We start from the raw sequence: 350 nt of genomic DNA, 5'->3' as shown, positions 1-350 counted from the left end.
CAGGATGTGCTGTCCGCTGAAACGGACACGCAGCAGGATGATATTGATAGCCTGCTGAGTGATCTTCAGACAGATGACTCAGTCGCTATGGCAGCTGACAGCGCGGATTCTGCCCCGAACCAAGATGAAGATATTGAAACCGAGGGTGCAGACGATGTGGATGAAGCTGTACCACACAGCGAAGCATCTGCAGCTGAGTTTGACGAAACTGAAGCTGAACCAGAACCAGAAGCTGAACCAGAGATAAGCCTGTCTGCTGAGCAAGATGCAGAAGCAGAAGCGAGTGAGCAGGACGTTGCGGAACAGGCTGCGCCTGATGCGCAGATTTTAGCGGCTGAGTCGGCACAGGC

General features: G+C 53.7%; 1 protein-coding gene. It reads left to right on the top strand.

What is annotated here, in order from left to right:
• A partial coding sequence (locus tag ACYP03_RS24890) for a hypothetical protein (protein WP_459782510.1) occupies nucleotides 1–350 on the top strand: 350 nt, incomplete at both ends.

This window comes from Photobacterium sp. R1 (assembly GCF_054600795.1).
Note: the sequence above shows the minus strand (reverse complement) of the source record. Positions and strands in the feature narration are given on the sequence as shown.